Source organism: Kitasatospora sp. NPDC059577 (assembly GCF_042735475.1).
Lineage (GTDB): Bacteria > Actinomycetota > Actinomycetes > Streptomycetales > Streptomycetaceae > Kitasatospora.
Genome location: NZ_JBHWBZ010000056.1, coordinates 1 through 1,656, shown reverse-complemented (window position 1 = coordinate 1,656; position 1,656 = coordinate 1). Strand labels below are relative to the sequence as shown.

General features: G+C 73.4%; 1 protein-coding gene. It reads left to right on the top strand.

Features of this window, described 5'->3' with window-relative positions:
- Positions 1-101: 101 nt before the first annotated feature.
- A complete protein-coding gene (locus ACFV0O_RS32020) occupies positions 102-1,622 on the top strand; it encodes an MFS transporter (protein ID WP_380347273.1) in 1,521 nt (506 codons plus the stop codon).
- The last annotated feature ends 34 nt before the right edge of the window (positions 1,623-1,656 follow it).

The window sequence follows — 1,656 nt, the reverse complement described above, 5'->3', positions numbered from 1 at the left end:
TCTTTGTTTTTCTTTCACTCTCTATTCTATCCCGTCCTCCTTCCCCTTCTTGGCTCCTCTTCCTCCCCCCGCGCCCCCCCCCGCCGCGAGGGGAGACCACAGTGACACCGCCGGCCGCAGCCAGCGCCGCCGCCATCCGTACCGACGACCCGACCAACGACCCCGCCGCGGACCGCGCCGGGGCCGCCGACGCCCAGGCACCCGCCCCCACGGGGCTGCCCGGCAGCGGCGACGACGACCCCGACGAACGCACCGCGGCGGACTCCGCCGCTCAGGGCCGGACCCACCCGGCCGCATCCCCGACAGGCGCCCGCTTCACCAGGCCCGGGGGGATGTTCTCCTCCCTGCGTGTTCGCAACTACCGCTACTACTTCGCCGGCCAGGTGGTGTCCAACACCGGTACCTGGATGCAGCGGATCGCCCAGGACTGGCTGGTGCTGAGCCTCACCGGCAGCCCGCTCGCGGTCGGCATCACCACCGCCATGCAGTTCCTGCCGATGCTGCTGCTCGGCCTCTTCGGCGGCGTGCTCGCCGACCGGATGCCCAAGCGCCGGCTGCTGATCTACACCCAGGGCGCGATGGGCCTGCTGGCCGCGGGACTCGCCGTGCTGACCGTCGGCGGCGTGGTGACGCCCTACTACGTGTACGCCTTCGCCCTGCTGCTCGGCCTGGTCACCGTGGTGGACAACCCGACCCGGCAGGCCTTCGTCTCCGAGATGGTCGGGCCCAAGGACCTCGCCAACGCGGTCAGCCTGAACGCCGCCAACTTCCAGACCGCCCGCCTGGTCGGCCCCGCCGTCGCGGGCCTGCTGATCGCCGCGGTCGGCAGCGGCTGGGCCTTCGCGGTCAACGCGCTGTCCTTCGTGGCCGTGATCGGCGGACTGCTCGCGATGCGGGAGGGCGAACTGCGCCCGACCGAGCCGATCGCCCGCGAGAAGGGGCAGCTGCGCGAGGGCCTGCGGTACGTGAAGGAGCGGCCCGAACTGCTCTGGCCGATGGTGCTGGCCGGTTTCATCGGGACCTTCGGCTTCAACTTCCCGACGCTGCTCGCCGGATTCGCCCACGACACGTTCAAGGTCGGTGCCGGCCAGTACGGCCTGCTGAACACCGCGATGGCGGTCGGCTCGCTGGCCGGCGCGCTGCTCGCCGCCCGCCGGGGCGCGCCGAGGCTGCGCCGGCTCGTCGTCGCGGCGCTGGCCTTCGGCGCGCTGGAGGTGACCGCCGCCTTCGCACCCGGCTACTGGACCTTCGCGCTGCTGCTGACGCTGATCGGGGTCTTCGGGCTGAGCTTCAACACCTCGGTCAACTCGATGCTGCAGCTGGCCACCGACCCCGCGATGCGCGGCCGGGTGATGGGCCTGCTGGTGCTGGTCTTCACCGGCGGCACGCCGATCGGCGCCCCGGTCGTCGGCTGGGTGACCGCCTCGTACGGGCCCCGGACCGGCCTGCTGGCCTGCGGACTGGTGTCCGCGCTGGCCGCCGCCGTGGTCGGCCTGGTGCTGGCCCGCAGCGCGGACCTGCGGGTGCGCTTCGACCTGCACCCGGGCCGCGGCGGCCGCGTGGTCGCCGTCGTGCCGCGCACCGCGCCGACGCGCAAGTCCCAGCTGGCCGCCGCCTGCTGACGTGACGTCGAACCCCCCGGGCCCGCCCCGGGGG